At 72.4% G+C, this 24,235-nt stretch carries 19 protein-coding genes; 14 read left to right on the plus strand and 5 right to left on the minus strand.

All coding sequences use genetic code 11. The features are described from left to right. The first annotated feature begins 6 nt into the window (after nt 1-6). Nucleotides 7-1,212, plus strand: a complete 1,206-nt coding sequence (locus AB5J56_RS43430; RefSeq protein WP_369241761.1) for a glycosyltransferase family 4 protein — start codon at nt 7-9, stop codon at nt 1,210-1,212. Here AB5J56_RS43430 and AB5J56_RS43435 read toward each other — a convergent pair. Both AB5J56_RS43435 and AB5J56_RS43440 read right to left on the minus strand, forming a co-directional pair. Continuing rightward, complete coding sequence (locus AB5J56_RS43435; RefSeq protein ID WP_369241763.1) at nt 1,209-3,305, minus strand: glycogen debranching N-terminal domain-containing protein; 2,097 nt, start codon at nt 3,303-3,305, stop codon at nt 1,209-1,211. The two genes, AB5J56_RS43430 and AB5J56_RS43435, sit on opposite strands and share 4 nt — an antisense overlap. Nucleotides 3,306-3,491: 186 nt before the next feature. Beyond that, on the minus strand, nt 3,492-4,118 hold the full coding sequence (locus tag AB5J56_RS43440; RefSeq protein WP_369241765.1) for an alpha-ketoglutarate-dependent dioxygenase AlkB: 627 nt from the start codon (nt 4,116-4,118) through the stop codon (nt 3,492-3,494). Nucleotides 4,119-4,256: 138 nt separating this feature from the next. Between AB5J56_RS43440 and AB5J56_RS43445 the strand changes: the two genes are divergently transcribed. Beyond that, the gene (locus tag AB5J56_RS43445) at nt 4,257-5,795 is read left to right on the plus strand and encodes an alpha/beta hydrolase (RefSeq protein ID WP_369241767.1); all 1,539 of its coding nucleotides are present in this window, start codon (nt 4,257-4,259) and stop codon (nt 5,793-5,795) included. A gap of 33 nt (nt 5,796-5,828) precedes the next feature. Here AB5J56_RS43445 and AB5J56_RS43450 read toward each other — a convergent pair whose 3' ends face one another. Continuing rightward, nucleotides 5,829-6,719: an aminoglycoside phosphotransferase family protein gene (locus AB5J56_RS43450; protein WP_369241769.1), complete on the minus strand. Its 891-nt coding sequence runs from the start codon at nt 6,717-6,719 to the stop codon at nt 5,829-5,831. A gap of 409 nt (nt 6,720-7,128) precedes the next feature. Between AB5J56_RS43450 and AB5J56_RS43455 the strand changes: the two genes are divergently transcribed. The 3 genes from AB5J56_RS43455 (at nt 7,129) to AB5J56_RS43465 (ending at nt 11,553) form a co-directional block, all read left to right on the plus strand. Then, the gene (locus tag AB5J56_RS43455; RefSeq protein ID WP_369243141.1) at nt 7,129-8,355 is read left to right on the plus strand and encodes a tetratricopeptide repeat protein; all 1,227 of its coding nucleotides are present in this window, start codon (nt 7,129-7,131) and stop codon (nt 8,353-8,355) included. A 29-nt stretch (nt 8,356-8,384) separates the two neighbouring features. Further along, nucleotides 8,385-9,425, plus strand: a complete 1,041-nt coding sequence (locus AB5J56_RS43460) for a polyprenyl synthetase family protein (RefSeq protein WP_369243143.1) — start codon at nt 8,385-8,387, stop codon at nt 9,423-9,425. 343 nt (nt 9,426-9,768) lie between these two features. Then, nucleotides 9,769-11,553, plus strand: a complete 1,785-nt coding sequence (locus AB5J56_RS43465; RefSeq protein ID WP_369241771.1) for a M4 family metallopeptidase — start codon at nt 9,769-9,771, stop codon at nt 11,551-11,553. Nucleotides 11,554-11,628: 75 nt separating this feature from the next. Here the strand turns inward: AB5J56_RS43465 and AB5J56_RS43470 are convergent, their stop codons facing one another. Continuing rightward, nucleotides 11,629-12,306 carry an AIM24 family protein gene (locus AB5J56_RS43470; RefSeq protein ID WP_369241773.1) on the minus strand — a complete coding sequence of 226 codons (678 nt, stop codon included), beginning with the start codon at nt 12,304-12,306 and terminating at the stop codon, nt 11,629-11,631. Nucleotides 12,307-12,451: 145 nt separating this feature from the next. On the opposite strand from AB5J56_RS43470, the gene AB5J56_RS43475 reads away from it, so the two are divergent. The 6 genes from AB5J56_RS43475 (at nt 12,452) to AB5J56_RS43500 (ending at nt 20,172) form a co-directional block, all read left to right on the plus strand. Then, nucleotides 12,452-13,597 carry a sulfite oxidase gene (locus AB5J56_RS43475; RefSeq protein ID WP_369241775.1) on the plus strand — a complete coding sequence of 382 codons (1,146 nt, stop codon included), beginning with the start codon at nt 12,452-12,454 and terminating at the stop codon, nt 13,595-13,597. 117 nt (nt 13,598-13,714) lie between these two features. Further along, the gene (locus tag AB5J56_RS43480) at nt 13,715-14,401 is read left to right on the plus strand and encodes a FadR/GntR family transcriptional regulator (RefSeq protein WP_369241777.1); all 687 of its coding nucleotides are present in this window, start codon (nt 13,715-13,717) and stop codon (nt 14,399-14,401) included. Then, nucleotides 14,398-15,789: a hypothetical protein gene (locus tag AB5J56_RS43485; protein ID WP_369241779.1), complete on the plus strand. Its 1,392-nt coding sequence runs from the start codon at nt 14,398-14,400 to the stop codon at nt 15,787-15,789. The genes AB5J56_RS43480 and AB5J56_RS43485 overlap by 4 nt, the downstream gene beginning before the upstream one ends. Further along, nucleotides 15,786-16,082: a hypothetical protein gene (locus tag AB5J56_RS43490; RefSeq protein ID WP_369241781.1), complete on the plus strand. Its 297-nt coding sequence runs from the start codon at nt 15,786-15,788 to the stop codon at nt 16,080-16,082. Before AB5J56_RS43485 ends, AB5J56_RS43490 begins: the two co-directional genes overlap by 4 nt. Next, entirely contained in the window at nt 16,079-17,938 is a 1,860-nt protein-coding gene (locus AB5J56_RS43495; protein ID WP_369241783.1) for a GMC family oxidoreductase N-terminal domain-containing protein, read from the plus strand. Before AB5J56_RS43490 ends, AB5J56_RS43495 begins: the two co-directional genes overlap by 4 nt. 65 nt (nt 17,939-18,003) lie before the next feature. Further along, nucleotides 18,004-20,172: a PI-PLC domain-containing protein gene (locus tag AB5J56_RS43500; RefSeq protein WP_369241785.1), complete on the plus strand. Its 2,169-nt coding sequence runs from the start codon at nt 18,004-18,006 to the stop codon at nt 20,170-20,172. An 18-nt stretch (nt 20,173-20,190) separates the two neighbouring features. On the opposite strand, the gene AB5J56_RS43505 is transcribed toward AB5J56_RS43500, so the two are convergent. Further along, on the minus strand, nt 20,191-21,180 hold the full coding sequence (locus tag AB5J56_RS43505; RefSeq protein ID WP_369241787.1) for a nitroreductase: 990 nt from the start codon (nt 21,178-21,180) through the stop codon (nt 20,191-20,193). Between the two features lie 424 nt (nt 21,181-21,604). Between AB5J56_RS43505 and AB5J56_RS43510 the strand changes: the two genes are divergently transcribed. The 3 genes from AB5J56_RS43510 to AB5J56_RS43520 all read left to right on the plus strand — a co-directional run bounded on the left by AB5J56_RS43510 (nt 21,605) and on the right by AB5J56_RS43520 (nt 24,115). Continuing rightward, a complete protein-coding gene (locus AB5J56_RS43510; RefSeq protein ID WP_369241789.1) occupies nt 21,605-22,513 on the plus strand; it encodes a universal stress protein in 909 nt (302 codons plus the stop codon). Nucleotides 22,514-22,539: 26 nt separating this feature from the next. Next, nucleotides 22,540-23,349 (plus strand): universal stress protein, encoded by an 810-nt coding sequence (locus AB5J56_RS43515; RefSeq protein ID WP_369241791.1) that lies wholly within the window; start codon nt 22,540-22,542, stop codon nt 23,347-23,349. A 154-nt stretch (nt 23,350-23,503) separates the two neighbouring features. Continuing rightward, complete coding sequence (locus tag AB5J56_RS43520; protein ID WP_369241793.1) at nt 23,504-24,115, plus strand: N-acetyltransferase family protein; 612 nt, start codon at nt 23,504-23,506, stop codon at nt 24,113-24,115. Nucleotides 24,116-24,235 lie beyond the last annotated feature (120 nt).

The raw sequence follows: 24,235 nt of genomic DNA on the forward strand, positions 1-24,235 counted from the left end.
GCGGGCGTGGATCGTCACGTACAGGCGGAGAAGCCCGCACCGGGGTTGTCCATCGCCCTGGTGCACTGGGCTTTTCCGCCCACGGTGGGGGGCGTCGAGTCCCATCTGTGGTGGTACTCGCGGCTGCTGGCGAGCCAAGGGCACCGGGTCACGGTCTTCACCGGAACGCGCGATGCCCTGACACCCGGTCAACCCGGCGTCGAGGTGGTGCGGCATGAAGGGCTGGATCTGTCACGGACCGCCTCCGCGACCCCCGACGCCGAAGAGGATCTTCGCCTGTGGTTCGCGATGGAGCTGAAGCGGCGCGGAATTCGGCTCGTGCACGGCCATAATCTTCATCATTTCTCCACGGCTCCGGCGAAGGCGCTGTTGTCGCTGCGGGACGAATACGAACTTGTGCTCGTGCACACGTATCACAGCCTGTGGCGGGGCGAGGAGAACATTCTCGCCGCGAAGGCCTGCGGACAATGGGATGTGCATTTCGCGGTCTCGGACTTCCTTCGCGACGCATGTGCCGAGGAGTTGGGTATCAAGGACGTCCACCGCACCTATCTGGGCATCGATGTCGAGTCGTATCTCCGCGTACCCGAACTCAGTCATACGGCAGGGACCCGGACCGGCACCGTACTCCTGCCCGCACGCCTGATTCCCGACAAGGGGGCGGAACTGGCGATCCGGGCGATCGGGCGTGTGGTCGCGAAGAACCCGGAACTGGACCCGCATCTCCTGTTGATGGACACCCCCGATTCGGTCGACTTCCACGGCGAGAAGGTGGGCTTCCGGAAGCACTTGGAAGGCCTGATCGCCGAAGCAGGTCTGGCCGGCCGGGTCGGCTTCGAGGAAGCCGGTGTCGAGCGGATGCCCGATCTCTATCGGCGGGCCCGTGTGGTGATTCATCCGTCGAGCTATGAGGAGCCGATGGGGCTCGCCCCGCTGGAGGCCATGTGCGCCGCACGTCCCGTGATCGCGACGCGGATGGGCGGACTGAGTGAATGCGTCGGAGAGGACGGCGTGTACGGCTACCTCGTGCCGGACCGGGACGTGGACAAACTGGCGCAGCGCATCGCGCAGTTGCTCTGTGACCCGGAGCTGGCGCGCCTCATGGGAAAGCGCGGAAGACAGCGCGTGGTCACGGAATTCGACCTGGCCGGGTGCTATGTGCCGGACATGCTGCGTGTGTACCGGAACAGGCTGGAACCGCCGAACGATTAGCCGGCACCCCTTGCCTCTCCCTCGCCGCGATCCGTTCGCCAGTCCCCGGGCAGGCCGAGGACCTCGACCGCGCCCGAGCGGTCGACGTGCACGGACAGGACGTGGCCCGCCAGCCGCAGTCCCTCGACCTGCAGCGGAGGGAACAGCTCCGTGGGCAGCGGGCGCAGGCGCAGCCGGCGGCCCGGGGCGTCGGGCCGCAGCCCGAGGAACGCGGAGAGCAGGGCCACCCCTGCGGCGGCGGACCAGCCCTGGGGGCGGCAGGCTGCGGGGTAGGCCAGCGGGACCAGTGGAGAGCCCTTGACGCGGGCGTCGCCGCCGTAGAGCTCGGGCATGCGGTAGGCGAAGTGGGCCGCCGCGTCGAGGAGTCCGTCGGCGAGGGCGGCGGCCTCGCGATGGCAGCCCGCGTCGCACAGGCCCTGGATGGCGATGGCGGTGTCATGGGTCCACACCGAACCGCCGTGGTAGCTCAGCGGATTGAACCCGGGAATAGCAGCGGACCGACTGCGCAGTCCCCAGCCGGAGTTGAGGTCGGGGTGGTCGAGCCAGGCGGCGACGTCCCGGCACTCCTGCGGGCTGAGGATGCCGGTGCCCAGCAGCTGGCCCATGTTGGAGGCGGGTCCGCTCACCGGACGCAGCTCACGGCCGACCGCGATGGCGACGTAGCGGCTCGCCGGGCCGTCGTCGACCGTGATCCAGAAGGCCTCGGCGAACCGCTTCCGCAGCGTGTCCGCCCAGGTCCGCAAGGTGCTCGCCTCGTCGGGGCGCTGCCGCGCGGCGAGCAGGCCCGCGAGGCCGACGGCCGCCTGGTAGGCGTACCCCTGGACCTCGCACAGGGCCAGCGGCGGCGCGATGTGGGTCCCGGACGCGTCCCGGACCGCGTCCGCGCTGTCCTTCCAGGACTGATGGACGAGACCTCCGCGACGCGGGTAGTAGCGCAGCAGGCCGTCCTCGTCCCGCCCGCTGGTGTCGATCACCCATCGCATCGCCCGCTCGGCGTACGGCAGCAACGCGTCGACCTCGTGCTCGGGCAGACCCCAGCGCCAGGCTTCGACCAGGAGTGTCACGAACAGCGGGGTCGCGTCGACCGAGCCGTAGTAGCGCGAAGGCAGACTGAGACCGTGGCCGTGCTGGGAGTCGGCCGGGCGCAGCTCGTGCAGGATGCGGCCGGGAGCCTCCTCCCGCCATACGTCGTTGACCTTGCCCTGGCGACGGGCCAGGGTCCACAGTGTGCCGCGGGCCAGCTCGGTGCCGAGCGGGAGCATCATGCGCGCGGCCCAGATGCTGTCCCGGCCGAAGAGGGTCAGGTACCAGGGGCAGCCCGCCGCGATGAAGCTGTCCTCGCGGCCGTCGCCGTTCGCCTCGGCCGAAGCGTCGACCAGCCGCAGGGCGCGCAGGTCGCCGAGGCCGCGCTGGACCAGCTCCTCCAGCCGCCGGTCCCCGGTCAGCGACGGCTCCAGCCAGGGGGCGGGTGTGCCGGGGGCGCGCGGATGGCCGTCCGGGGCGGGCACCGGACGGCCGGTGACCAGCAGCCGTATCTCCCAGGAGCTGCCGGCCGGAAGCGACACCTCGGACCATGTGAAGGTGCCGCCCTCGGGCCCGTCGGCGACCTGCGGGGCGGGGCCCTCGGCCCGTATCTGCGCGTGGCCGGTGCGGGAACGCCAGCCGAGCCCCGCTCCGTCCGCGGTGGCGGAGGTCGCCACCAGCCGTCGTGTGCGCCCACTCTTCACGTCGGAGATGTCGGCGAGGTCCGAGGCGACGGCGACCTCGATGCGCAGAACCCGGGGCAGGCTTCCGATGTTCTGTACGGTCACGGTCTCGCCGTGGCCCGCCTTGCGGATGCGTTCGATGATCACCGTCGGATCGTCGGTGCGGTCCCGGGGATCGCGGTGGACCGAGGTGAAGCGGACGACGTCCGGGCCCAGCGGCTGGACGCCGATCGGCTCCGGCTCATGGTCGTCGATCAGCAGGCACAACGTGTGCAGCAGCCGACGGTCGCGATCATAGAAGCCGTCGGCCCGCTGACCGCGGAGCTGTCCGTCGCGCGGGGAGGCCGCGAACGCCGGCGCCGAGACGCAGATGACGACATCGTGCAAGAGCGGTTGCAGGGAACGTGCTCCGGGAGACTCCGCCGACTCGAACATGCAGCGGGGTCTTCCCTTTTCACGGTCCGGTCACGCGCTCCGGCGCCGCGGAACCCGCGCGCACCGAACAATTCGAGCCGGTGCGCGCACGGTCACCGCCGGGGGCGGCTTCGGGCGCCGACTCCCTTCCCCCGTTGCTCAGTTCACGCCCTGCGGGCGGAACTGGATGCTGATGCGCGGCCCCGTGGCACGGGTCGACTTGGGCACGGCGTGCTCCCAGGTGCGCTGGCACGAGCCGCCCATCACGATCAGGTCGCCGTGCCCCAGGGGGCGGCGCACGGTGTCCCCTCCGTGGCGTGGGCGCAGAAGCAGATCGCGGGGGGTTCCTACGGAGAGGATGGCGACCATGGTGTCCTCCCGCGCGCCCCGGCCGATGCGGTCCCCGTGCCAGGCCACGCTGTCGCGGCCGTCGCGGTAGTAGCAGAGCCCGGCCGTGGTGAACGGTTCGCCGAGCTCGTCCGCGTAGTGCGCGCCGAGGGCGTCTCGCGCCTCGTCGAGGACCGGATGCGGCAGCGCGTCGCCCGCACGGTAATAGGCGAGCAGTCGCGGTACGGCCACCACCTGCTCGTACATCTGCCGCCGCTCCGCCCGCCAGGGCACCTCGTCGGCAAGCCGTGCGAACAAGGCGTCGGCGCCGTGAAGCCAGCCGGGCAGCAGGTCGATCCAGGCCCCGTCACCGAGCGGAGTGCGCCGCACCCCGTCCAGCGGGCCGAGGCCCAGCTCGTCGGTCTGGTCGAAGAGGGAGGCCTGGAGGTGCGTGGACATGGGCCCAGCTTACCTCGTATTCGAATATGTGTTCCATGGAGGCTTTCCTGTGTTGTGCTGACGGGGGCTGGCTCCAGGCGGGATTCGGGGGATAGCCGCAGTGAGGTGGCAGGCGTCCACGGCCTAGCGTGCGATGGCATGCGGACCACTACACGAATACAGACAGCTCTTGTCGGTGCCGCGGTACTGGCGATGGGGGCTGCGGCGTTACCCGCGGTGGCCCAGGCAGGGGCCGCGGAGCCGGTGGGGCTCGGGCGGTACTACTCCCAGCACATCGACTGGCACGACTGCGCCCTCGGCTCCGATGACGCCACGGGGCGGAAACTCGACGCGGCGGGCGCCCGGTGCGCCGACCTCACCGTGCCGCTGGACTACACCGATCCGGGCGGGCGGACCATCACCGTCGCCGTCTCCCGCCTTTCGGCCACCGACCCGGCGCACAGCGTCGGCCCGATGCTGTTCAACGACGGCGGCCCCGGCGGTGAGGGCCTCGACATGCCGCTCAGGATGGGCGCGGTCATGGGCAAGGTGGCCGGGAAGTACGACCTGATCGGCATGGACCCGCGGTTCGTGGGCCGTTCCACACCGCTCGACTGCGGCTGGGACATCGGCTCTGCCATCTTCTCGGCCGGCCACGACCGGGCCGCGTTCAACCGATCCGTCGCCATCCAGCGCGACCTGGCCGAACGGTGCCGCCGCACGAACGGCGACGTACTGCCGTACGTCACCACGCGCAACACCGCCCGTGACATGGACGTGGTCCGGGGCGCCCTGGGTGCGAAGCGGATGTCCTACCTCGGCTACTCCTACGGCAGCTACCTGGGCGAGGTCTACACCCAGCTGTTCCCCGGCCGCACCGACCGCATGGTCCTCGACGGCGTCGTCCACCCCGACGAGTACAGCCAGACACTGCTCGCGGGCGCCGAGCCGGCCAACGAGCGGTCCCTGCACGCATGGGCCGCGTGGGCGGCCGACCGCAACGCCACGTACCGCCTCGGCGACACCTCCGACGCCGTGCTGGCCACGGTTGACCGCATCCAACGAGCCGCGGCGGAGAAGCCGTTGCGGATCGGGGACTTCCGGCTCGACGAACACTTCGTACCGGTCGTCTTCTTCGGCGGACTGGGCAGCGATCTCGATGACCGCCGGGCCTCGTTGGCGGCCATGGTGCAGGTCCTGGCACGCGCCGCCGACCGTGACCCCGGGGTGCGTCCGGGCCTGGAGATGGCCGAACTGCTGACGTTCCTGACGACCGAAGCGGGCTCGCAGCCGGCCAGCGTGCAGGCCGCCATCATCTGCGGCGATGTCGCCACCCGGCGCGGGATCGACAGCTACTGGCGTGCCGTTCAGGCCACCCGTGTGGACTACCCACTCGCCGGTCCGCTGGCGAACAACATCTCCCCCTGCGAGTTCTGGGGCTCTCCGGCCGAGGCGCCGACCGTGGTCGACAACGACGTACCGGCGCTGCTGGTGAACGCCACCGGCGACCCTCGCACCCTGTACTCCGGAGCGCTCCGGATACGTCACCAGTGGTCGGAATCCCGGCTGATCACCGTGCCGGGTGCCATCCAGCACGGCGTCTACGGCGAGTACGGCAACGCCTGCGTGGACAAGCGGGTCAACGCCTATCTGGCCACGGGCAGGCTGCCCGAGCACGATCTGACGTGCCGGAAGTAGTCGTGCCCGTAACGGTCCCGGGCAACGTGGTGCTCAGCCGCACTCGGCGAGGACCTCCCGGATGACGTGCTCGGCGTCGGCGGCGAACGCCGGGTTGGTGGTGCGGTAGTAGGGGAGTTGGTGGAGGCCCATGGACAGGGCCCAGCCGCGGCCGCGGAGCCAGGCGGCGTCGTCGGCGCCGGTGGCGCGGCGGAAGGTGTCCCGTGCTTCGGCGGGCAGGAGATACCAGGCGGCGATGAGGTCGCAGGCGGGGTCGCCGGTGCCGAGCGTGCCGAAGTCGAGGACGGCGGTCAGGCGGCCCCGGTGGGTGAGCAGGTTGCCGGGCATCAGATCGGAGTGGAGCCACAGGGGCGGGCCCGACCACACCGGCACGCTCAGGGCCGCCTCCCAGGCGGCGGTGGCGGCCGCCGTGTCGATGGTGCCGCGCAGTTCCTTGATGGCGGAGCGCGTCTCGGCGTCCACCGTCGCCAGCGGGCCGCCCCGATAGGCGGGCGGTCCGCCGGGCAGGTCCACCTGTTGCATCGCGGCGACGAAGTCGCCGAGGTCGGCGGCCAGGGCACGCGGGTCGGCGAGATGCCCGGCCATGGGCGGCTCGCCGTCGAGCCAGCGCTGCACCGTCCAGGACCACGGGTAGCCCTCGCCGGGCGCGCCGAGGGCGAGGATCTCGGGGACGCGCAGCGGGAGCAGCGGAGCGAGCCGGGGCAGCCAGTGGTGTTCCTTGTCCACGTCGTCGGCGCCCGCCGGGACACGGGGCATGCGCACCGCCATGTCGTCGCCGAGCCGGAAGAGCGCGTTGACGGTGCCGGTCGACGGGAAGCGCTTCAGCGGCAGGTCGGCCCACTGGGGGAACTGGGCGGCCAGCAGTCGTCGTACGAGCGAGGCATCGAGGTGCACCTCGTCGGCATGCATCGGGGACGCGGGCATCGGTGCCTTTCTTCGCCGGGGAGAACCGGGCGGGGGCGGAGCGGCGGCGGAGTGGGCCGTACGGGGCGGCGGATGATGCCCATCGGACTCCGGCCCGGGGCGGCGCGTCAACATATTTCCCCTCGGTATGGGGCCAAGCGCCATGCTGACCAGGGGATTTCGAGCTTCCTCGAATGCGGAGGCAACCTTGCGGGCGCGGGTGTCGTCTTGATCGGCAACGGGCGGGTAGCGCGTCAGCCATAGCAGGCCAGGGATTCCCGGGTGGAAATCCGTCGCACTATACCTTCGATGTATACCTGCCATGTATACATCGAAGGCATAGCCGAGTCGAGTGCCCCGTTCGCAAGCAGCCAGCATCACGTGTCGGCAGGCGGAGGCCGGGCGACGCGTGGCAGACCGAAAGGCACTCATGTACGGCAAGGCCTTCGCCCCGGAGTACCAGGGCGCTTTGACCACCCTGTCCGTGAACTCCTCGCTGACCGACGTCCTCGCGGCCGGCACCGAGCAACTGCGGGCCGCGGAACGCAGCGGGGCGCGGGGCGAGGCCGCCCGATCCGGGCTGGCCGTCGCCGAGGCGCACCGCCGGCTGGGGCAGGTGGCGGACGCGGAGCGGGCATGGAAGACGAGTTACCGCACCGCCCGCGAAGCGGGGGACCTGGCGGCGATGGCCTGGGCGCTGTGGAGCGGTGGCACGCTCGCCCGGCAGCGTGGCGCGTTCCCGCTGGCCTGGCGGCTGCTGCGGCTGGCCGCCGAACTCGGCGAGCACGCCGGGGATGTGGTCGTACGCGGCTACTCCCTGGCGGGCATGGCGGAGACCGGCCGCATCCAGGGTGACTACGCGGCCGTGACCACCCTGCACGAGCAGCTCCTGGCGGAGGCCCGCAAGCGCGGCGAGGCCCGGCACACGGTGTGGGCGCTTGAGGGCATCGCGCAGATACACCGCAACACCGGCGCCTACGACACGGCGTACGCCCTGTTCGAGGAGGCCGCCGAGATATCGGCGCGTGCCGAGGACCGGCGCGGGCATGCCTGGGCCCTGCGCGGCCTCGCCGACATCGTCTCCGTGCGCGACCACGACACCGGGCGCGCGCTGGAGTTGCTGAGCGAGGCGGAGGTGTCCTGCCGGGCGATGAACCTGTCGGGCGCGCTCGCCTACAACCACAAGATGCGCGGCAACGTCCTCTACCGGGCCGGACGTTACGCCGAGGCCCGCGACGTCTACGCGCAAGCCCTCGCGGAGTTCGAGGCCATGAGCGAACCGCGGGGCCGCGCCCTCTCCCGCCTCGGCCTCGTCAAGTCACGGGCCCGACTGGGCCACGACCGCGCGGAGACCGCCGCCGAGCTGACCGAACTGGCCCACGTGCTGGAAGGCATCGGGTTGCGGCACGCCCAGCGGATGGTCGAGCGGGCGCGGGCGGAACTCGGGTTCACGGAACGGCCCTCTGAGCCGGAGCTCACGCAGGACCAGGTGCAGCACGGCCGCGCGGAACAGTCGGCGCACCTCGGCCTCACCGAACAGCGCACCCCGCTCGGCCTCGCGCACCAGCACGCGAACCAGGACCCCTCCGAAGCGCCTCTCGCCCCGGCCGACGCCACCACCCGCCTCGTGGACACGCGCCCGGAGGCCACCCGATGACGCCCACCGCCTCCGCCTCGGTCCGTACGATGCCGGACGTCCTGGCCGCCGACGCCGCCCACATCCTGCGCCGCTCCCGCGAGCTGGTCGCCCCCGCGCTGGCCGGGGCGATCGGTGGCCTGCACCCCTGGGTGGGGGAGATGGCCGGGTACGCCCTGGGCCGTTGCGAGGTGGGCGGCGGCACCGCCGCGCACAGTCCGGGCAAGGGTGTGCGGCAGGCGCTGGCCGTGCTGGGGGCCGAGGCGGCCGGGGCTCCCGCCGAGGCGGGTGTGCCGGCCGCGGTCGCGGTGGAGCTCGTGCACACCTTCTCGTTGCTGCACGACGACATCATGGACGGCGACGCGATGCGCCGCGGCCGTCCCGCCGTCTGGAAGGCGTACGGCACCGGCCCCGCCGTCCTCGCCGGGGACGCGCTCTTCGCCCTGGCCGTCGAGACGCTCGTCGCGGCGCCCGCGACGCCGCATCTCGCGGGGGCCGTTCGGCAGCTCACGGGGGCCCTGAACGACCTGGTCCGCGGTCAGGCGGACGACCTGCTGTTCGCGCACCGTCCCTGGACCGGCCCCGAGGCGGTCGGCGCGGCGGAGTACGCGGCGATGGCCGAGCACAAGACGGGCGCCCTGCTCGGCTGTGCGCTCGCCCTGGGCGCCCAACTCGCAGGGGCGCAGCGGCAGGCGGTCGTCGCCCTGGACCGCGCCGGGCGCCATCTCGGCGTGGCCTTCCAGATCGCCGACGACCTTCTCGGCATCTGGGGCGATCCATCCATCACCGGCAAACCGGTCCACAGTGACCTGCGGCAGGGGAAGAAGACCTTCCCGGTCCTCGCCGCCCTGAACGCGCCCGGTCGGTCGGCGCTCGCCGAACTCCTCGCCTCCCGCACCGCCTTGGACGACGCGGCCGTACGCCGGGCGGCCGTGCTCGTCGAGCAGGCGGGCGGCCGGACCGCGGCCCTGTGCGAGGCGCGCCGCCATCTCGCCGCGGCGGACGTCCTGTTGGCCGACGCCGCCCTGGCTCCGCGGCCCGTCGAGGACCTGCGCACCCTGCTCGCCTCCCTCGCTCACCGCGCGGTCTGACCTCCCTTGGTCTCCGGCCCGTCCGTCTGCTCCGGGCCGGAGACGGTGCGACGTCGGTCACATCCACGTGTCAACGGGAGCGGCGAGGCAACCACCTCTTCCGCGTTCGCATCTGTCCGGACGACGCACAGTCAGCACACAGTTGGTCACCTTCTGGTCACCGAGAAGTGAACATTCGTAAAGAGATCGCCTTGAAAGTCGTAAAAGGGATCTTTCTTCTTTACATGTACATGGTGAATCGGTGAAGGTGTCGCCTCGGGGCCCGACAGCCCCCACGGTGCCCAACAGCGCTGTGTGTCAGGGCGGTTGGCGATCCCGGCCGCCCCATGTCCAAAGGAACTCAGTGCGTAGACCCCACATACGCCGCCTGGCGATAGCCGTCGCGGTGACGACGGCGGCCACGCTCTCGGCGGGCCAGGCTCTCGCGACCACGCCCGACTCGCCCGCGCTCGCGGCGAATTCGGCCTCCTCCGCGGTGGACGCGGCCAAGGCGGCCGCCTTCGCCCACGCGTCGGCCACCGGTGTCACCCAGGGCGACACCCTGGAGGCCAAGGACGTCATGGTCGACCCGGACGGCAAGCAGCACGTCCGGTTCGTGCGCGCCCACGGCGGTATGCCCGTGCTGGGCGGCGACCTCGTCGTCCACCTCAGCAAGCAGTCCACCTATCTCGGTGTGACCCGGGCCGCCGACCACGTGGTCAAGCCGGTCACCGTCAAGGCGAAGCTGACGGCGCAGCAGGCCGAGCAGAAGGCCGCCGCGGCCGCCAAGGGCGACGCGGGCAGCGCTCAGCTCGTCGTCGACGCCCGGGACGGCTCGGCGGTCCTCGCGTACCAGGTCCAGGTCAGCGACAGCGACACCACCGAGGCCGGCGGCTCCCGCACGGTCGTCGTGGACGCCCGGACCGGCCACATCCGCAGCAACACCCCCGTCAGCGACGAGTTCATCTCGCCCTCGCTCGACAAGACCCTGCGCAAGCGCGGCGAGAAGCTGAGCCCGGAGACGGGCATCGGCGTCCGCACCGCGCCGTCCGCGCTCGCGACGGGGCAGGGCGCCGGCCTCTACCCGTCCACCGCCACCGGAAGCGGCAAGTCGCTCTTCGTCGGCACGGTGACGCTGAAGACCACGCGGACCGCGAGCACCACCTACGTGCTCAAGGACCCGACCCGGTGGAACACCGAGACCCGGGACTCCAGGGGCCAGGAGCTGGAGGACTTCGCGCGCGGCAAGAAGTTCACCGACGGCGACAACAAGTGGGGCACCGGCACCACCTCCAGCCGGACCACCGCGGCGGTCGACGCCCAGTACGGCATCACCAAGACGCTGGACTTCTACAAGAAGACCTTCGGCCGCAAGGGCATCAAGAACAACAGCACCGGTGCCCGCGCGATGGTCCACTTCGGCAACAAGGTCGGCAACGCCTTCTGGGACTCGACCTGCGGCTGCATGCTCTACGGCGACGGTGACGGTGAGCTGTTCACCAAGCCGCTCGTCGTCCTCGACGTCACGGGCCACGAGCTGACCCACGGCGTCGTCGACGCGACCGCCGGCCTGGAGCCCACGCGCGTGGACGCGCAGGGCAACCAGTTCGGTGAGCCCGGTGCGCTCAACGAGTCGCTCGCCGACATCTTCGGCTCGAACGTCGAGTTCTCCGCCAACAACCCGAACAACCCGCCGAACTACCTCCTCGGCGAGAAGCTCGGGCTGGAGCAGAAGTTCCTGCGCCGCCTCGACCACCCCTCGCTCGACAAGCTCGAGGGCACGATCGACTACTGGTCTCCCGCGTCCTACGACACCGAGGTCCACGCGGGCTCCGGCGTCTCCTCGCACGCCTACTACCTCCTCGCCGAGGGCAGTGGCCGCAAGACGATCGGCGGCGTGAAGTACAACTCGCCCACGATCGACGGTTCGACGGTGAGCGGCATCGGGCGCACCAAGGCCACGGCGATCTTCTACCGCGCGCTGACCCGGTACATGGTCTCCACGACCGACTTCCACGACGCGCGCAAGGCCACCCTCAAGGCGGCCGCCGACCTGTACGGCGCGAGCAGCACCGAGTACAAGACGGTGAACAAGGCCTGGGCCGCGGTCAACGTCACCTCGGCCAACACCCCGGCCGCCGGTCACTGACGACAGTCGACTGACGTACGAGGTACGGGTGCCCCGCCGCACGGCGGGGCACCCTTCGTCGTACGTGGGGTCGGTTCAGTGCTGCTGCGTCTTCTGCGGCGTCACCTCGCTGGGCCGGACCACGACGTAGCCCTCGCCCTCCAGTTTCAGCTGCACGGCCTCGCCGGAACCGCCGCGGATCATCGAACCGATCGACTGTGACCGGTGCAGCGAGGTGTGCAGATGGGCGGTCCAGCCCACGATCGCGTCCGTGTCGACGAACACCGGCTGCTGCGGCGAGACGGGGATGACCAGCGGGTTGCCCTCGCAGATCAGCCCGAGCCTGCCGTAGCCGGTGAACACGCTGTTGAACAGGCCGCCGCCGGTTATACCCGCGCCCTTCACGGTCTTTATCTCGTACGACAACGTGGAGTCGAAGCACAGCACGTTGCGGCCGTTGACCGTGAAGACGTCGCCGGGCTCGATGTCGACGATGAAACAGTTCTGCGCCTCGTGCGCGAACCAGGCCTCGCCCTGCCCCCGCACGGTCATCAGCGGCAGTCCCTCGCCGGTGACCGCGCGCTTGAGCATGCCGCCCACGCCCTGGCCCTTGCGCTCGAACTGCAGATTCCCCCGGAAGGCGATCATCGCCCCCTGCCGCGCGAACATGTCGCCATTGACGGCGTACTTGATCGACTTGGCGTTCTGAATGGTCATGCCCGGCTCGAGGGCGGGCTGCACCATGTGGTCATTGGAAAAGAGATCACCCTTCATGCGGGGCATCTTGGCCCGGAGCCTTCCGTTCCGCCAAGATCGTGATCTACGTGTGGTGCTGCTGTGACAGGGCGCCCGGGTTTGAAGCAATTGCAGAACATTCCCCGGACTGGCGCCGACCACGACGGGCTGGGACCGTGTCGGCATGGGACATCGGCTCGATGACGTGAGTTCCGCCGCTCGGCTGGCCGGCCCGGACGAGGGCATCAGCCAGGAGGAGCTGGCTCTCGCCGCCCGCAACCACGGACTGCCGCTGGAGGCGCTGCGCTACGACGTCACACCGCCCGGGCTGCACTATGTGCTGACGCACTACGACATTCCGTACGTCGACGACACCCCGTGGCAGCTGACCCTCGGCGGTCGCGTACGACGCCCCCTGCGGCTGGGCATCGACGACCTCAGGTCGTTCCCGGCGGCGACCGTGCGGGTGACCATGGAGTGCGCGGGCAACGGCCGGGCCCTGCTGACGCCCCGGCCGGTCAGTCAGCCGTGGCTGGTGGAGGCGGTCGGCACGGCCGAGTGGACCGGGGTACCGCTGCGCCTCCTGCTCGCCGAGGCCGGCGTCGAACCGGACGCTGTGGACGTGGTCTTCACCGGCGCCGACCACGGCGTCGAGCGTGGCGTCGAGCAGGACTATCAGCGCGCGCTCCCGCTCGACATGGCCACCGGTGGCGAGCCCGAGATGCTCGTCGCGTACGAGATGAACGGTGGCCCGCTGCCGCCGCAGCACGGCCAACCGCTGCGCCTGGTGGTGCCCGGCTGGTACGGCATGGCGCACGTGAAATGGCTGCGCGACATCACGGTCATCGACACCCCCTTCGACGGGTTCCAGCAGGCCGTGGCCTACCGGCTCCGTCAGCACGCCGGGGACCCGGGCGAACCCGTCACCCGGATCGCGCCGCGCGCCCTGCTGATCCCGCCCGGCTTCCCGGACTTCATGTCCCGGGCCAGGGTGGTACGCCCCGGCGCCGTACCGCTGGCCGGACGCGCCTGGTCGGGCCGAGCCCCGGTGACCGGGGTCGAGGTGAGCACCGACGCGGGCCGTTCCTGGCACCCGGCGGAACTGGAGCCGGACACCGGCCACCGCTGGGCCTGGCGCCGGTGGACCTTCCTCTGGGACGCCACACCCGGCAGCCATGTCCTCAGCGCCCGGGCCACCGACGCCGAGGGCCACACCCAGCCCCTGGACCAGCCGTGGAACCGCGGCGGCTTCGCCAGCAACCTCGTCCAGCGGGTGAATGCGCTGTGCCTGGACCCTGATGAATCGCGCGACGCGGACGGGGTCGGCTGAGCCGGCGGGGCACGCTCCCCAAGAAGCCTTTCCCGACCAGGGGTTGACCGTGGACGAGGCGCGCTGGTTCAGTGGCTGAGCCACTGAACCAGTCAGCCACCTACTCCGGGGGACACCGTGGAGGCACTGCCGCGCGAGACGATCGTGGACGTCCTGGAGGACCGGCTGCGCGAGGACATCCTCAACGGCCGTCATCCGACGGGAAGTTACCTGCCCCCGGAGCGGCAGCTCGCCGACGGCTACGGCGTCACGCGCACCACCCTCAAGCACGCCTTCGGACGGCTCGTCCAGGCGGGCCTGCTGGAGACCCGGCACGGTGTCGGTACCCGAGTGCGCGACTACGCGCGCCTCGGCGGCGCGGACCTGCTGCCCATGCTCGTCCGCCACGACGCCCGATGGGTCCGCGAGGTCTTCGAAGTGCGGCGCGGCGTCGGCACGTTGATCGCCGAGCAGGCCGCCTCCCGGGCCACCCCCGCCCAGCACGACGAACTGCGCGCACTGCTGGAAGCCGTACGGCAGGCCGAGGGCACCGACGCGGTACAGCTGGCCGACGTGGAAGTGCACCGCGCACTCGCCCGGGCCACCGGCAACCGGGTCTACGTCCTGCTCACGAACACGCTCTTCAACGCCTACCTGCCCGTGCGCGCCGCACTCAGCGGGCCCTTCACCGACCCCGCGGCGGCGCACGCACGGCTGGCGCCGGTGGTGGAAGCCGTGATCGCCGGCGATGCCCGACGGGCGCACACCGCGGCCGACGCCTACCTGGAGGCCACCGAACGCATCATGCTGGAGGACCTCGCGTGAGGGGCACCGCGTTCACCGAGACGATGCTCGGCACCGTCCTCCTCGACGGCGAACAGCACACGAAGCAGGTCCGCCGCATCCGCCTCGACCTGCGGGCCGAGGCCGACCGGATCCTGCTCCCGCACCGCACGACCGAGGCCCGGCTCAGCGGCCGGGTCCGGATCACGGGATGGGCCGACGACCCCTGCGCCGAGGGCGAGTTGGAGGTGTCACCGCTGGCCCGGCGTCGTATCCGCTACCGGCTGACGTTCACCGCGAACGGCCGCGTCCTCACCCTCGACGGCTGGAAATCCGTGACACCCCGCAACCCTGTCACGTCGATGACCGTCCTGCCGTTCACGCTGTACGAAGACGCGGCGCGGGTGGGCGAGGGAGCGCTGCGCTTCCCGCTCGCGACCGGCCTCGCGCCCTTCCTCCTCAGCTTCCGCTTCCCCCGGCGCGACACCGGCGCGGAACACCTCGCGCCGCGCTGGAACGGCGCACCGGGCCGCACCGAGGTCTGGTACACGACCCTCACGGACCCGCAAAGCGGCACCGGCCTGTGGCTGCACCACGAACTGACCGCGCCCGCCGACGGATCCGAGCCGACCGCCCACGGCTGGGCCGCGGCCTTCCCCCGCGCGGGCGAGGTACGCCACGCCCGCTTCGGGCCCGTGCCCTGGACGAAGCCCGCGGACGGGTTCACGGCGGACCGGGTCGCCGCCACACCCGGCCGACTCACCGGCACAGCAGGGGAGTTCGCCTGGGACCTCGCCGAACGGGCCGAGGGGCCACCGCTGTTCACCTTCCCGCGCTGGTCCTGGCGCCGAGCGTTGCTGCCCGCCGCCCAGATGCTCCCGGCCGCGCGGGCCACGTACGACGGGACCTTCTCCTATGGGGAACAGAAGCTGACCCTGCACGGCGCACCCGGCGCCTCGGCCCGCATCTACGGACACGGCAACGCCCGGCGCTGGGCCTGGCTCCACGCCGACCTGGGCGGCGGCGACGTACTGGAGATCGTCGCGGCGGTCTCCACCCGCCCGGGCCTGCGCCGGCTGCCGCCCCTGGTCTTCCTGCGCCTGCGACACCACGGCCGCACCTGGCCACGGCGCGCGGAGCGACCGGCGATCGGCCTGCTGGGTCTCGCACGGTTCCGGGCCCGGATCGGCCTGCCCGAATGGACCGTCACCGGCCGCACGGCCCTGCGCCGCATCCGCGTCGAGGTCACCCAGCCCGCCGACCGCACCCTCACCCTCGACTACCGCGATCCGGACGGCTCCCGCGCCACATGCCGCAACAGCGAGTCCGCCGACGCGCGCGTCGTGCTGGAGCGCTGGTGGGGCCGCTGGCGCCCCGAGACCGCCTGGACCCTGGGGGCCACCGCACACGCGGAGGTGGGCGAGCGGTGACGGGCGAGGAGGTCTGCGCCGTGTTGTTCGCCGATCCCCGCGCCGAGGGGCTTGCAGCCGCGCCGACGGCTCGCACGGGGGACGAGGAGCGGGCCGCCAGGGGGCCCGACCGCCCGGAAGCTGTCTGGACCCTGGATGCCATCGCCCACACAACAGAGGTGAGTGCCGAGGGGTTCGAAACCGCGCTGTCGGCCGACGCAGGCACCCAGGAGTGGGCCGCCCGCGTGCCCGATCGCCCCGAAGCCGCCCGGACTCTCGACGCCACCGCGCACCCTGAACCGGGCGTCCGGTGAGCGCCGACGGGTTCGTCGCCGCACTGCTAGCCGACACCGGCGACGACGGCTGGCCCGCCCGGGTGCCAAACCGTCTGGACGCCGTCCTCGCCTCCATGCCCGGGCCCGCGCGAGCGGGAGTGCACGCCGCCGTCGCGGCTGTCGAGGTGTATGCCGTCGCCCGCACAGGCAGAGGCCTGGCGGCTCTCGACCCCGACGGACGCGAGGAGGTCCTCGGCGCGCTCGCCGGACGCCCCGCACTTGCACCGCTGCTGGACGTCCTCAAGGTCCCCGTCCTGCTGGCCGCGGGCACCGAGCGGCTGCTCGCGCTGCCGGGCGGACCCACACACGGGCCGGCGCCCGCGGACCCACCCCTGGACTGCACGCCCGCCCACGCATGGCCCGGCCGCTCGACCGCCGACGCGGTGGTGGTGGGGTCCGGGGCAGGCGGCGCCGTGGCCGCCCGAACGCTCGCCCGAGCCGGGCTGAGCGTCGTCGTGCTGGAGGAGGGAGAACACCACTCGACGGCCTCCTTCGGGCGCCGGGCGCCGCTCGACCGGTTCGCCGACCTGTACCGGGACGGCGGCGCCACCTTCGCCCTCGGCAACCCGCCTCTCCTGCTGCCCGTCGGACGCGCCGTCGGCGGCACCACCGTGGTCAACTCCGGCACCTGCTACCGCACTCCGGCCCCCGTACTGGACCGCTGGAGCCACCGCCACGGCTTCCGGCTCGCCGACCGCTTCGGACCCTGGCTCGACGAGATCGAACGCACCCTGCGCGTCGCCACCCAGCCCCTCGACGTCCTCGGCCACAACGGCCTGCTCGCCCTCGCCGGTGCCGAGCGGCTCGGCTGGAAAGCCGCACCCCTGCGCCGTAACGCCCCCGGCTGCCAGGGCTCCTGCCAGTGCGTGGTGGGCTGCCCCACCGGAGCCAAGCAGAGCGTGCAACTGTCCGTCCTGCCCGCCGCCTGCGCCGCCGGGGCGCGGATCGTGACGGGTGCGCGGGTACGGCGGATCCTGCTGGACCACGACCGCCCTGGAGAGCCACGGGCCGCCGGCGTCCAGGTGTGGCGGCCGGACGGCAGCCACCTGGAGATTCTCAGCCCGCTCGTCATCACCGCAGCCGGAGCACTGCAGACCCCGCCGCTGCTGCGCCGCTCGGGACTCGGCGGCCACCCGCGCCTGGGCCGCAACCTCAGCGTGCACCCGGCCACCAGCGTCGCGGGACGCTTCACCGAAACCGTCACCCCCTGGCAGGGCGTGCTGCAGAGCGCCGGCATCGAGGAACTCCACGACCAGGGCATCCTCATCGAGGCCACCGCCAGCCCGCCGGGCATGAGCAGCTTCGTCCTGCCGGGCCTCGGACGCGCCCTGCGCCGCGAACTGGAGAGAGCGGACCACCTCGCGACCCTCGGCGCCATGATCGCCGACCGCCCCTCGGGCCGAGTCCAGGGCCGCGAGCGCACCCTCGTCCGCTACGCCCTGGACCGCCGCGACGGCGACCGGCTGATGACCGCCGTACGCGCGATGGGCCGACTCCTCTTCGCCGCGGGTGCCCACGAAGTCCTCACCGGCATCCCGCGCGCACCCCGCGCCCGCTCCCTCGGCGAACTCGACGCGCTCCTCACCGCAGTGGACGCCCGCCACCTGCACCTCTCGGCGTTCCACCCCACCGGCACGGTCGCCGCGGGCGACAACCCCCAGCGCGCCCCGGCCGACCCGGAGGGCAGGCTGCGCGGCGTGCACGGCGTCCTGATCGCGGACGCGTCCGTGCTGCCGTCCTGCCCGGAGGTCAACCCGCAGCTCAGCGTGATGGCGGCGGCGCTCGGCATCACGGAGACGCTCGTCGAACGCGCGGGCGGGAAGCCGGACGCCTGAGGGAGGCGCGGGGCACACGGGGCGCTCGGCTCGCCGCCCTGACCGGCGCGGCGGAGCATGAGGGCATGGGCACCGGTGCGGGACGCAGGCAGGCGGGGCGCCTGGCGGCGTGGGTGCTCGCCGTCCTCTCCCTCGCCGTCGTGATCGCCACCGCCACCGCGCGCAGCACCGTGCTCGACGCCGGGTTCTACCGGTCCGTACTCGACGACCAGCACGCCTACACACGCCTCTACGACCAGATCCTGGTCGACCCACAGGTCAGCCCCGTCACCCGGGACCTGCTCGGACGGCTGCCGGTCCCGGAGGCGGCGGTGACGTCCAACCTGAAGACGGTGCTGCCGCCCGAGACGCTCCGCGCCCTCACCAACGAGCAGATCGGACACCTCGTCGCCCATCTGCGGGGCGACGAGGACCCGCTGCGCCTGTCGGTCGACGTCCGGCCCCTGGCGGCGAATCTCACCGACCTCAGCCAGGTCTACTTCGGTGACCTGGTCGCCTCCCTTCAAGAGAGCCCCGAACCCGACTTCGCGGCCTTCCGTACCGAGCTCCAGCAGGCCGTGAACCGGCTCACCACGGGACGGACGCCGGTCCGGCTGCCCAGCCTGTCCCTGACACCGGAGCAGGTCTCGACCGCGGCCGACACACTGCTGCGAGCCGTACCGGAGAGCGAGCGGTCAGCGATGCGCCCCGATGTCGAGGTGGCCCTCGCGGACGGCGACGTCGCCGGAGCGCTCGCCGCCGTGGGCCCCGCCGTCTTCTCCGACCGCACCCGCGCGGCCGCCGCGGACCTGCGGAAAGTGGCCGACGGCGGCACCTGGAACATCGCGGCCGACCTCGGACCGGGCTCGGTCGACGCCCTCGACCGGGCGCGCGCCGTCACCCGACTCGCGCTCGGCGTCGTCGAACCCCTGGCCGTCCTGGTGGCCGTCGCGGCCCTCACCGCCCTGTGGTTCACCGGGCCGCGCAGCGTGCCCGTACGGCTGCGGCAGCTGGGCTGGGCACTCGGCGCGGGCGGCCTGACGGCAGCGGCCGGGTCTCTGGTTCTCGGGCTGATGACCGGGCGCACGGTGCTGGAAACCCCACAGTCCTGGCCGGAGTCGGTGGCCCGGCTGGTCGACGATGTGCAGACCGCCGCCATCGACCGCCTGCTCACCGCCGCCCTGACGACCGCCCTCGTGCCGCTGCTCGTGGGTGCCCTGCTCGTCGGCCTCGCCCGGCTCATGGAGCGGCGCCCCGACCCCTTCACCACCCGCCGGGCCCGGACCGTGCCCGCCCTCGGCGCCACGGCCGTCGCCCTGGCCGGAGTGGCTCTGGTACCGCTCGCCTTCACCGGTCAGGACGCCCGCGTCTGCCAGGGCAGCACCCGCCTGTGTGATCTGCCGTACGACGAACTCGCCCAACTCACCTCGCACAACGCGATGTCCACGACGGCGGACCGGTTCATCGGCCCGCTCCAGGACCCCGGCATCACCGGCCAGCTCAACGACGGCGTACGTGCGCTGCAGATCGACACCTACCACTGGGAGCGGCCCGAGGACGTCACCGAGCGGCTGAAGGAGTCCGACATCCCGCCCGAGGCCCAGCGGTTCGTCCAGGACGCGGTCAACCGGTTCAACCCCGCCCGCGAAGGACTGTGGCTGTGCCACTCCGTGTGCCGCGCGGGCGCACTCGAACTGGTGCCGACCCTGCGGGAGTTGGGGGACTGGCTGCGCGCGCACCCCACCGAGATCCTCACCCTCATCGTGCAGGACGACATCAGCGGCACCGAAACGGCCCACGCCGTAGAACAGGCCGGGCTGACGGACCTGCTGTACACCCCTGACGACGACCCCCGGCAACCCTGGCCCACCCTCGGCGACATGATCGACGACGGCCACCGCCTGGTCGTCTTCGCGGAGCGGGCCGACGGCCCCGCCCCCTGGTACCGGAACTTCTACCGGTACGGCATGGAGACGCCCTTCGCCTTCCGGTCCGAGCAGCAGATGAACTGCGCACCGCACCGCGGGGGCACGGACAAACGGCTCTTCCTCCTCAACCACTTCATCACCATCGACGGCGGCAGCCGCCTGGACGCCGGCCAGGTCAACCGCCGCCAGGACGTCCTGGACCGCGTCCACACCTGCGAGCGGGAGCGCGGCCGCCCGGTCAACTTCGTCGCGGTGGACTACACGACGATCGGCGACGCCGGGGGAGCGGTGGACGCGCTCAACGCCGAGCGTGTGCAGGGGCGTTGACGAAGGGCGCGTGGCGCTTCACACCACCTCCAGCACGTCCCGCACCGGTCGGCGCGGGCTGCGTGGACCCATGGGCCCGTACCCGAGACGGATCGCCGCCTGGACGTACCCCATGGACGTCAGGGGGTCGCGGGCGGCCCAGCGCAGGTCCTGCCATTCGAGGGCCTGTGTGGTCAGGGAGGCCACCAGCTCGTGGGCGGTGGCCGTGAGGAGTACGTGCTGGAGTGCCTGGCCCGCCCGCAGCCAGTCGTACGGGCGGTCGTCGGCGGTGCCGAGAAGCGCGAGCTGCGGAACGCGCTCGAAGTCGGCCGTGCCCAGGTCGGCGGTGCGTCCACCGGCGCTGAAGTCACGGACCGGGGCTCCGCCGCCCCGCCGGCGCGGGCCGAACGCATAGTCCGGAATCCCGTCGTCCGACGCGGCGTCGGCGCCGCGGTGTGTCCAGTGCGCCAGCTCCTCGGTGCGCTCCGGTGCCAACGCCTCGCGCCATGCCGCGTCCTGCGTCAGATCCAGCAGCATTCGCACATGCCAGGGGCCGGGGAAGACGAGTTCCGCGTGCTCTCGCAGGGCAGCGTCGCGCAGGCTGTCGCGCACGGCCGACGGGATCGGGGTGTCGGCGAAGGGAAGGCGACTGGTGTGCCGGCGGGCGATGGCCGGGTACAGCGCCGCGAGCCCGTCGGCGGGCGCCGCGGGGGCGGACAGGCCGACCGTTGCCAGCAGGTCGGGCCGCGTGCGGTCGGGCAGCAGCGTGACCTGGGGCTCGCGGCCCGCATGGACGGCGGCGACGCGGAGCGTGAACAGGGCCGCGCCGCAGCTGATGTGGAGGGCGCGGCCCTGCGGGTCGGCCTGCGGCAGGGACCGCTGTGCATCGGCGTACAGCTCGACGACACCGGTTGCGTGCAGGAACCTGAACCGCCACGGCTGAGCGTTGTGCAGGGACGGTGCCGCAGTGGCGTCCTTCACCAGCGCGGTCACGGTCCTGGTGTCAAGAGCGGGAACGGATACGGACACCGTGGCCTCCCTTCGGCTCCGGAAGCCGGCGCCCGGGGGACGCTTCTTCGGCGGGGGATCCGCCGTGAACCGTCCGATGGACGCTCCCGTGGGGGTACGGCTTCGCATGCTCGCCTTCAGGTTCGTGCTTCGCCCGTCGAGAACGCTGGGGCCGAATGTCCCTCATCAGGTGGCCGTCCGGCCCCCGCACCGGCTCGTTTCGCCGTGCCGTACGTGCTGTGCACACGACCGGCCCCGCCGCTGGGCGAGACAGCTCCTGGCGGACAGCTCAGGATGGGGCCGAAGGGGCTGGGGGCCGAAGGGCCCGGGAAAGGGCCTGGGCGACCCCTGTGCGGGGGCCCGTCACGGTACGACCCTCGACACAGAGAGAGGCGCAGGTACTGGCGCGGACAGACCCGGATGCCCGAAGCAGGAGGTACGGATCATGATGCGACACATCACCGCGGGGATCGACGGCTCCTCCGAGAGCCTCGCCGCCGCGCACTGGGCGGCACGGGAGGCCCTGCGCCGCGGAACCGCGCTGTGTGTGCTGCACGCCTGGGAGTGGCATCCGCGTCCCACTCCGTCCGTGCCCGCCGACGTCTCCCAGCGGAACTGGGCCGAGGCGATCCTCGTGCGGGCGTCGAACAGCGTCCACGCCGCCCACCCCGAGCTGCGTGTCATCGAGCGTGCCGTCTCCGACTCCCCGGTCGCCGCCCTGCTCACGGCGGCCGAGCAGGCCGAACTGCTGGTGCTCGGCTCCCGCGGGCTCAGCGGCGTCGCCGGGTTCCTGGTCGGTTCGGTGTCGCAGCGGGTGGTCGCCGGATCACCGCGGCCCGTGGTGCTCGTGCGGGCGGGCGAGAGCACCGCCGACGAACACTTCTCGGTGCCGTCCGGCGTCTCCCCGGACGAGATCCCCTCGACCCCGTACCGCGATGTCGTCCTCGGCCTGGACACCGGCGGGCCCTGCGACGAAGTGCTGGAGTTCGCCTTTGAGTCCGCCCGGCGCTGCGGGGCCGCACTGCACGTGATCCACACGTTCAAAGCCCCGCCGCCCTACGCCACGGCGGACCGTCTCGTCCCGCAGCCCGGCCCCGAACTGCTGGCCGAGCACGAGCACCAGGTCGTCGCGACCCTGCGCCCGTGGTGCGAGAAATTCCCCGAGGTGACCGTCGCCGAGACCGTCTCCGAGGGGCGCGCCGCGAGCGAGCTGCTGCGCGCCTCGACCGGTGCGTCCCTCGTCGTCGTCGGACGCCGGGTGCGGGAAGCCCGCCTGGGCACGCACATCGGCTCCGTCGCACACGCGGTGCTGCACCACGTCGACTGCCCCGTCGCGGTCGTCCCGCACTCCTAGGCACCACTCACCGAGGGGGAAGCGCCATGGCGTCAGCTCAGGTGACCGTCGGCGTGGACGGATCGCTCATCGCCGTACGGGCGCTGGACCGGGCCGCGGACGAGGCGGCTCTGCGCGGCACCGGCCTGGAGATCGTGTACGCAGTCCTCGACGTGGACACGGCCGGGCCCGTGCTGTCCTCCGCCGCCGCCCGCGTGCACGCCCGCCTTCCCGCGCTTCCCCTCACCACCGTGCCGGTCGCCGGCCACTCGGCGGCGGCCCTCGCGGAACGCGGAAGGAACGCCGCGCTCACCGTCGTCGGCAGCCGAGGCCTGGGCGGGATCACCGGAGCGGTGTTCGGCTCGGTCGGCGTCCGGCTGGCCGCCCGCATCCGCGGTCCGCTGCTGGTCGTCCGGGGAAGCCGCCCTCCGTACCCGTACGGCGAAGTGCTGCTCGCCACGCACGACGACGCCGACGCCGCGGCCTGCGCCTTCCAGGAGGCCGACCGCCGCCATGCCCGACTGCACGTCCTGCCCGCAGCGCCGCGACCGCGTCCGGTGGCGGATCGGGTGATGCTCGGCGGCTGGTGGCCGGGGGTTCTGTCACCCGCGGAAGACCTGGTGCGACAGCGCGAACGCCGCGAAGCACCCGCGCGGTTCGACGCCCGCACCCACGCGGCCCGCTTCGACGGCTTGCCGGCACTGCTGGAGGCCACACGGACGGCGGACGTGGTCGTGATCGCTGCCCGTCAGGGGAACGGCGGCGGATTCGGCCGCTCCCTGAGCCCCGTCGCCCGCGCGCTGTTGCACCGTGCCCATTGCCCGGTGCTGGTCGTGCCCACGGCTGCCCGGAACTGAAGGGCGGCCCGCGGAGGCCGGAGCCGAACCCGCTCCGGGCTCGGCGTGGCGTGGTGCGACGGGGAACGGGGGCTCGCGCCATACTGCGGTGGCCGCACGGCGGTCGAGCCGTGGCCGCTCCCGTGTTCGCCCGTGCGCCGAGGAGGTCGCCTCCATGCCCCGTCACCCCGCCGCCGTACACATCGACGTCGAGACGCTGACCCCGGAGCGCTGGGACGACTTCGCCGCCCTCTGCCGTCGGATGGGCGGCAACCGCGGCTGCTGGTGCATGTGGTGGCGCGAGGCGAAGGGGGAGCCGCGCACCGCACCGGGGCGACTGGCCGCGCAGCAACTGCTGGGCGAGGCCAGGTTTCCCGGACTCATCGCGTACGCGGGCAAGGAGCGGGAGCCCGTCGGCTGGTGCGCCCTCGACCGGCGCGACGCCTTCCCGCGGCTGAACACCACCCGCGACACCGCTCCCGAACCCGCGGGCGCCACCTCCGGCGGAGCCGAGCCCTGGGTGCTGCCGTGCTTCTTCGTGCTGGAGGAGTGGCGGCACCGTGGCGTGAGCCGTGCCCTGCTGGCGGCGGCGCTCGATGAGATCGCCCGGCGCGGCGGCACGGTCGTCGAGGCGGTCCCCGTCGACCCGGCCACCAGCAACAAGAGCGCCTCGGCCTCCTACACGGGCACCCTGCCGTTCTTCCTCGCCGCCGGTTTCACGGAGGTCGCGCGGCGGACACCCAAGGGGCGCGTTCTGGTCCGCCGGGTATTGGGGTCGGATCGCTGACACGCCGAGGGCCCGGGCGGTGTGCCGAAAGGGCCCTCGAAGAAGGACCGTTCGGCCCCGCCCTCCGGGCCTCGGGGACCCTGCGAACGCGCCCACCGCAGCGGGACATTGAGTGCGAAG

The sequence above is a fragment of the Streptomyces sp. R21 genome (genome assembly GCF_041051975.1).
In the GTDB taxonomy this organism is placed as follows: domain Bacteria; phylum Actinomycetota; class Actinomycetes; order Streptomycetales; family Streptomycetaceae; genus Streptomyces.

Bases quoted from the DNA above. Each gene is read 5' to 3' on its own strand.
- AB5J56_RS43440 (WP_369241765.1), bottom strand. From the start codon at position 4,118: ATGTCCACGCACCTCCAGGCCTCCCTCTTCGACCAGACCGACGAGCTG.
- AB5J56_RS43445 (WP_369241767.1), top strand. From the start codon at position 4,257: ATGCGGACCACTACACGAATACAGACAGCTCTTGTCGGTGCCGCGGTA.
- AB5J56_RS43450 (WP_369241769.1), bottom strand. From the start codon at position 6,719: ATGCCCGCGTCCCCGATGCATGCCGACGAGGTGCACCTCGATGCCTCG.
- AB5J56_RS43455 (WP_369243141.1), top strand. From the start codon at position 7,129: ATGTACGGCAAGGCCTTCGCCCCGGAGTACCAGGGCGCTTTGACCACC.
- AB5J56_RS43460 (WP_369243143.1), top strand. From the start codon at position 8,385: ATGCCGGACGTCCTGGCCGCCGACGCCGCCCACATCCTGCGCCGCTCC.
- AB5J56_RS43470 (WP_369241773.1), bottom strand. From the start codon at position 12,306: ATGAAGGGTGATCTCTTTTCCAATGACCACATGGTGCAGCCCGCCCTC.
- AB5J56_RS43475 (WP_369241775.1), top strand. From the start codon at position 12,452: ATGGGACATCGGCTCGATGACGTGAGTTCCGCCGCTCGGCTGGCCGGC.
- AB5J56_RS43500 (WP_369241785.1), top strand. From the start codon at position 18,004: ATGGGCACCGGTGCGGGACGCAGGCAGGCGGGGCGCCTGGCGGCGTGG.
- AB5J56_RS43510 (WP_369241789.1), top strand. From the start codon at position 21,605: ATGATGCGACACATCACCGCGGGGATCGACGGCTCCTCCGAGAGCCTC.
- AB5J56_RS43515 (WP_369241791.1), top strand. From the start codon at position 22,540: ATGGCGTCAGCTCAGGTGACCGTCGGCGTGGACGGATCGCTCATCGCC.
- AB5J56_RS43520 (WP_369241793.1), top strand. From the start codon at position 23,504: ATGCCCCGTCACCCCGCCGCCGTACACATCGACGTCGAGACGCTGACC.